Genomic DNA, 6,438 nt, shown 5'->3' with positions numbered 1-6,438 from the left:
AGCTGGCGAGCCAGGGGGTCGAGATCCTGGAGGGGCCGGTGACGAAAAGCGGCGCCTGCGGCCCCATCGAGTCAGTCTATTGCCTGGACCCGGATCGGAACCTTATCGAGATCAGCCGCTATCGCTAAGCCTCGCCGCCCAGGGCGCATGTAAGAAGGGACAGGCCAGTGACGGCTGAGTGCCTGACTCAGGATCACAGCAGACAACAACGGCAGCCTCTGGCTGCCGTTGTTGCGTTGATGCCGGGTATGGCGAGAACTAGCAGACCCCTTGCGCCAGCATGGCGTCGGCCACCTTGACGAAGCCGGCGATATTGGCGCCGCTTTCGTAGTTCACATGGTCGTCATCCTGACCGTAACGGACACAGGTGGCGTGGATGCTGGTCATGATCCCCTTGAGGCGGGCGTCCACCTCCTCCCGGGTCCAGGAGAGGCGCTGGGCATTCTGGCTCATCTCGAGGCCCGAGGTGGCAACGCCCCCGGCGTTGGCCGCCTTGCCCGGGGCGAACAGCACCCGGGCGTCGTGGAAGAGGCGGATGGCGGCGGCGCTGGAGGGCATGTTGGCCCCCTCGGCCACCAGTTGCACGCCGTTGGCGATAAGCGTTGTGGCGTCCGATGCATCCAGCTCGTTCTGGGTGGCGCAGGGGAGGGCGACGTCGGTTGCCAGGTGCCAGGGGGTGCGGCCGCTGAAGAACTCGAGCCCCATCTCGTGGGCATAATCCGCCACCCGCTTGCGCTGCTCGTTTTTAAGTTCCATCAGACGGGCCAGCTTCTCGGGGGTGAAGCCGTCCGGATCATAGACGGTGCCGCCGGAGTCGGAGGCGGTGATGACGCGGGCGCCGAGGGCCATCGCCTTCTCGATGGCGTACTGGGCCACGTTGCCCGAGCCCGATACCGAGACCCGCATGCCCGCCAGCGACTGGCCGCGATGGGCCAGCATGGCCTCCACGAAGTAGAGCAGGCCGTAGCCGGTGGCCTCCGGGCGAATGAGGCTGCCGCCAAAGGAGAGCCCCTTGCCGGTGAAGACGCACTCGGCGCTGTTGGTGAGCTTCTTCATCATGCCCGCCATGTAGCTCACCTCGCGCCCGCCCACCCCGATGTCGCCGGCCGGCACGTCGGTGTTGGCCCCCAGGTGGCGATAGAGCTCCAGCATCAGGGCCTGACAGAAGCGCATCACCTCCCCCTCGCTCTTGCCCTTGGGATCGAAATCGCTGCCCCCCTTGCCGCCGCCCATGGGCAGGGTGGTGAGGGCGTTCTTGAAGGTCTGCTCGAAGGCGAGGAACTTCAGCACCGAGAGATCCACCGAGGGGTGGAAGCGCATGCCGCCCTTGAAGGGGCCGATGGCGGAGCTGTGCTGCACCCGGTAGCCACGGTTCACCCGCACCTGACCCTGGTCATCCACCCAGCTCACCCGAAACTGCACCAGCCGTTCCGGCTCCACCAGCCGCTCCAGCAGACCGTGCTGCAGGTAGCGGGGATGGCGCTCGATAAAGGGCCAGATGGAGGTGACCACCTCGCTCACCGCCTGGATGAACTCGGGCTGGTGGGGGTTGCGGTTGGCCACCTGGGCCAGGAAGGCCTCCTGGGAGAGGGAATGGTGCATCTTTGACTCCTGTCGTGAACGATGAAAGTGGCGTCCTGCCAGAGAGGGAAGCGGTTCGTCAGCAGAGGCGGTGAGGGGAGGGGGAAAAGTCTCGCCCTGCGCCCCGGCGACCTGTCGTCTCCCGTCATCGGCGGGGCAGAGCAGATAATTCGCGATGACTAAAATCTTTTTATGCATTTTTGCTAGATAAATATCAAGTTTTAGTTCATCCCGCTCTTTGACGAGGACGAGACCGCCCTCTCTGGCGGCGGGGCGGTCAGGGCGCGCCATCCGGACATCGCCAGGGCCTGGTCGCATGCGTCAACCGGGGGTCATGACGGCAAGGGGCCGCACAGTGAGGGGGCAGATGGCCGAACAGGGGATGGGCGCCACAATCCGGCGACGGGGACCGGGCGCGGGAGGGGGCGATGTGCTACTGTAGCGGCGTTTTTTGCCGAACATGCAGGGCACGGGCCCTTTTTTCCATGGAGTTGTATGCAGACGAACCCGACCACACGCCGGCTGAGCCAGCCGATCATCCCGACAGCCCTCGCGACCCGGGAGGTGCCTCATGCTGGCCGATGAATCCATGCGCCTGAACAAATACATCAGCGAGAGCGGCATCTGCTCGCGCCGCGAGGCCGACCGCTTCATCGAGCAGGGCAACGTCTTCATCAACGGCAAGCGGGCCGGGGTGGGGGATCAGGTGTTTGCCGGGGATCTGGTCAAGGTCAATGGCCAGGTGATCGAGCCGCGGGAAGCCGACAGCCTGGTCTTCATCGCCCTCAACAAGCCGGTGGGCATCGTCAGCACCACGGAGGCGGGGGAGAAGGACAACATCGTCGACTTCGTGAACCACAGCACCCGCATCTTCCCCATCGGCCGGCTCGACAAGGACTCCCAGGGGCTCATCTTCCTCACCAACCACGGGGATCTGGTGAACAAGATCCTGCGGGCGGGCAACGATCACGAGAAAGAGTACCTGGTGACCGTGGACAAGCCGGTGACCGACGAGTTCGTCAGGGGCATGGCGGCCGGGGTGCCCATCCTCGGCACCGTCACCAGGAAGTGCAAGGTGAAGAGAGAGGCGCCGTTCGTGTTTCGCATCACCCTGGTGCAGGGGCTCAACCGCCAGATCCGCCGCATGTGCGAGCACTTCGGCTTCGAGGTGACCAAGCTTGAGCGCATCCGCATCATGAACGTCAGCCTCAAGGGGCTGCCAGTGGGGGAGTGGCGCGATCTCACCGACGACGAGCTGATCGAGCTGTTCAAGCTGATCGAGGACTCCTCCTCCGAGGCCAAACCGGCCAAGGGGGCTCAGGTTGCCAAGCCCAAGGCGGCTGCGGCCGGCACGCCGGCCCAGGTCAAGAAGCCGCGGCGCAGCGACGATCACGAGATCGGCGGTCGCCCCAATGTGCCGGGCCCCGAGGCCTTCGAGAGGAAGAGCCCCTCAGGCAAAGGCGGACAGGGCAAGGGTGCGCCCGGCAAGGGGGCCAAACCAGCCCAGGGCAAGCCGCGCACAGGGCAGGGCGGGCGCCAGAAGAAGGGGCGCTGAGCACCCCGACATCCCCCGCGTCCCCATTGAAGACACCGGCCCCTGGCCGGTGTCTTGTTTTGGGGCACAGTGACGCCAGGGCAAGGGGGTCGGATCAGGCTGGCGTGTTGTCGGGCGCCGGCATAGCCATTGTCTCCGCCTGGCTTCGAGGCAGGCGCATCGCGCCTGGGTAGTGCCGCGGGTCGAGGCGCAGCACCAGCAGGCCCATCAGCATCAGGGCGCCGAGCTGCCACTGCCAGGCGGTGGCGAAGTCACCGCTCAAGTTGTGCAGCCGGGCCGCCACCCAGGGGCCGGTGGCCGCCACCATGAAGCCGACCCCCTGCATCAGGGCGCAGAGGGCGCCGGCGCGGCGCGGGTCCGGCAGGTGATCGAGCGCAATGACCATGATGAGGGAGAAGCTCCCCCCAAGCCCGGCGCCACACAGCAGGCACCAGAGAATGGGGGCGCTGGTCGGCGCCAGCCAGAGACCGCCAAAACCCGCCAGCTGCAAGGCGATGGCGAGTGCCATCCAGGGGCGTCTGTCCAGCCGACCGGCCGCCAGCAGGGGCAGGCCGAGGCCGCTCGCGGTCTGGGCCAGGGCGAGCCAGGCCACCAGCTCGCCCCCCTGCTGGGCGCTCCAGCCCGCCGCCATGTAGGCCGGGGCCAGCCAGGCCACGACGATGCCGTAGCCGCTGTTGATGATGCCAAAGCAGGCGATGAGCAGCCAGGTGCGGGGCAGGCTGATGAGGCGCTGCTCGCCGCCGCCGGATACCGCCACCGGCGCCGCAGGCAGCCGCACCCGCCAGGCGAGCCAGCCGAGGGCCAGCAGCACCGGCAGGCTCCAGATCGCCAGCGCCCTGGACCAGTCCATATGCTCGGCGAGGCGCGGGGTGAGCACGGCCCCCAGCGCCCCGCCCCCCATCATGCAGGCGGAGAAGATCCCCATCACCAGGGGCACCTTGCGGGCGAAGCCCTGCTTGATGAGGCCGGGCAAGACCCCCTGCACCAGGGCCGAACCCAGGCCGCAGAGGGCGGCACTCGCGATGAGCAGGGCGCCGCTCGCCAGCTCGACGCGCAGGGCGCTGCCGAGGGCGAGGAGCAGCAGGGCCGCCCCGAGCAGGGGACGCGGCCCCGTGCGGCCAAGAAGCGCCGGGGTGAGCAGGACGCCGACCCCGATAAGCCAGAGCGGCAGCAGGGTGACCCAGGCCAGGGTGTCCATCCCGAGGGCCAGCCTGGCGTCTAGTTGGGGCGCCAGGGGACCGATGGCGGTGAGGAAGGGGCGCAGGTTGAGGGCGATGAGGATCACCAGCACCAGCAGGGCGCCGCTGTCAGGGGGGGTGAGGCGCTTATTCATGGGGCAGGGGGCCGTAGAGGGCCTCGGCCGGGATGGGGCTCGCCAGTTTGACGAGGGGCAGGGGCGGCGGGCAGAGCGGCAGCCTCAGCCTGTCGTAGGCGGCGCCGCTGTCAAAGCCGAAGGGGGCGGCGTCCGCGTTGTCGAAGGCGTAGTAGACCGCCTGGATGCCGTTCATCACCAGGGCGGACAGACACATGGGGCAGGGGTGGCCGCTGGCATAGACGATGGCACCGGCCAGCGGCCCCTGGCGGCTCCCTTCCCGCAGCGCTTCCAGCTCCGCGTGGCGGGTGGGGTCGCCCGCCTCCAGCATGCGGTTGACGGCGCTCGCCACCAGCCGGTTGTCCCGCACCAGCAGGGCGGCGAAGGGACGGCCTCCCTGCTGGCGGTGGGTCAGGGCCAGGTGCAGGGCCTGCTCCAGCCACTCATGATGGCTGGGGGACGAGAGGGCGGTGAGGGTGCGAAGGAGGCGGTCACCGGACTGGCTGGGGTGTGGCATGGGTCATCCTGGAAAAAGACAAGGGATGGACGCAGCCTAGAGGCTAGCCATGTCATTTGGAAATTAAATGATAAAATGACTTTCAGTGGTTTTATAAATGGAATGACCCATGGAGCGCCCCCTGCTGGATCCCCAACTGCTGCGCAGCTTCGTCGCCATCGTCGAGACAGGCAGCTTTACCCGCGCCGGCGAGCGGGTCCACCTGACCCAGTCCACCCTGAGCCAGCAGATGCGCCGCCTGGAGCAGCAGCTCGGCTGCACCCTGCTCGACCGCTCCGGTCGCCAGGTGGTGACCACGGCCCAGGGGGAGACCCTGCTCGGCCTGGCGCGCCGCATCCTGGGGCTGCTGGCCCGGGCGAGCGAGCGGGTGGGGGAGGCGAGCCTGCCCCTGCGCCTCGGGGTGCCTGAGGATTTCGCCGCGGGGGCCATGACCAGGGTGCTGGCCAGCTTTGCCCGTCAGCATCCCGAGGTGAGGCTGGAGGTGCACAGCGATCTCAGCCACGCCCTGTGGCAGGGGTTCGAGGCGGGGGAGCTGGATCTGGCCCTGATCAAGCAGGGGGGCGGGCAGGGGGAGCCCATCGCCCGCTGGCGCGAGCCGCTCGCCTGGGTCGACAGCCGGGAGTGGCCCGCCGCCGGGCGAGTGCCGCTGCCCCTGGCGGTGTTTCCGAGCGAGGGGCTCTACCGGCGCCAGATCACCGACACCCTGGATGCCGAGGGGATCCCCTGGCGCATCGCCTATGTGAGCGCCAGCCTCGCCAGCCTGCAGGGCGCGGTGAGCGCCGGGATAGGCGTCAGCCTGCTGCCCGCCCGCTTGCGGCAACCGGATCAGGTGGTGCTGACAGGCTGGCCCGAGGTGCGCCCGGTGGAGCTTGCCCTGCATCAGGGGCCTGGCACGAGCGAGCCCCTCGCCCGGCTGGGGGAGGCCCTGATGGCGCTCTGTGACGAGGTGATGGGACCGAGGTAGGCACAACCCCGGGCCCGATGGCTCAAGCCAGGGAGTGCCTCGGCACCACGGCGAGCCAGAGCTCCACCTCGCCGCTGCCGGTGGCGGCGTCAAAGTCGGCGCCGTAGCGTTCGAAGTCCGGCTTGTGGGCCGACTCCCAGCCGGAGCCGGCCAGCCAGTCGAGGGCTCCCTGCCAGGTCTGGGGCATGGTGGAGACATGGCCCAGATGGCGGAAGACCGCATAGGTCTGGGGCGTGATGCGCATCCGGCCGAGCCCGGGGGGCAGCACCTCCAGGGCGGCGACCTCCACCGCGCACATATATTCGCAGGTCGTGGGGGTCACGCCGCAGATGACGCCGTAGGCGTGCTCCCCGAGCTGGCCAGGCAGGGGCGTGAAGGCGCCGAAGTCACGCCACTGGCCGCCGAAGTCGGCGTGCTGGAACTCGTGGTGGCGGCGCAGGCCGCCAAGCAGCATGGCGCTGCCGGTCTCGAAGCGGATGGGCTCTGACATGGCGTCTCCGGTGACAGGG

6 protein-coding genes and 1 pseudogene are annotated in these 6,438 nt (G+C 68.4%); 3 read left to right on the top strand and 4 right to left on the bottom strand.

Annotated elements, in window-relative coordinates:
* Nucleotides 1-128: pseudogene (locus BN1132_RS09550) on the top strand (VOC family protein); the annotation flags it as partial.
* A 130-nt stretch (nucleotides 129-258) separates the two neighbouring features.
* On the opposite strand, the gene gdhA reads toward BN1132_RS09550, so the two are convergent.
* Nucleotides 259-1,602, bottom strand: coding sequence for an NADP-specific glutamate dehydrogenase (gdhA, locus tag BN1132_RS09545; protein ID WP_042077077.1), 1,344 nt, complete (start codon nucleotides 1,600-1,602; stop codon nucleotides 259-261).
* 550 nt (nucleotides 1,603-2,152) lie between these two features.
* Between gdhA and rluF the strand changes: the two genes are divergently transcribed.
* Nucleotides 2,153-3,136 (top strand): 23S rRNA pseudouridine(2604) synthase RluF, encoded by a 984-nt coding sequence (gene rluF / locus BN1132_RS09540; protein ID WP_042077075.1) that lies wholly within the window; start codon nucleotides 2,153-2,155, stop codon nucleotides 3,134-3,136.
* 94 nt (nucleotides 3,137-3,230) lie between these two features.
* Here rluF and BN1132_RS09535 read toward each other — a convergent pair whose 3' ends face one another.
* The gene (locus BN1132_RS09535) at nucleotides 3,231-4,469 is read right to left on the bottom strand and encodes an MFS transporter (protein WP_042077073.1); all 1,239 of its coding nucleotides are present in this window, start codon (nucleotides 4,467-4,469) and stop codon (nucleotides 3,231-3,233) included.
* Nucleotides 4,462-4,965, bottom strand: coding sequence for a nucleoside deaminase (locus tag BN1132_RS09530; protein ID WP_042077071.1), 504 nt, complete (start codon nucleotides 4,963-4,965; stop codon nucleotides 4,462-4,464). The genes BN1132_RS09535 and BN1132_RS09530 overlap by 8 nt, the downstream gene beginning before the upstream one ends.
* Before the next feature lie 121 nt (nucleotides 4,966-5,086).
* On the opposite strand from BN1132_RS09530, the gene BN1132_RS09525 reads away from it, so the two are divergent.
* On the top strand, nucleotides 5,087-5,929 hold the full coding sequence (locus tag BN1132_RS09525) for a LysR family transcriptional regulator (RefSeq protein ID WP_042077082.1): 843 nt from the start codon (nucleotides 5,087-5,089) through the stop codon (nucleotides 5,927-5,929).
* Between the two features lie 22 nt (nucleotides 5,930-5,951).
* On the opposite strand, the gene BN1132_RS09520 is transcribed toward BN1132_RS09525, so the two are convergent.
* A complete protein-coding gene (locus BN1132_RS09520) occupies nucleotides 5,952-6,419 on the bottom strand; it encodes a GyrI-like domain-containing protein (RefSeq protein ID WP_042077069.1) in 468 nt (155 codons plus the stop codon).
* Nucleotides 6,420-6,438: the final 19 nt, after the last annotated feature.

The sequence above is a fragment of the Aeromonas sanarellii genome, from assembly GCF_000820085.1.
In the GTDB taxonomy this organism is placed as follows: Bacteria; Pseudomonadota; Gammaproteobacteria; order Enterobacterales; family Aeromonadaceae; genus Aeromonas; species Aeromonas sanarellii.
The sequence above is the reverse complement of the archived record's forward strand: the minus strand, read 5'-3'. Positions and strand labels throughout refer to the sequence as shown.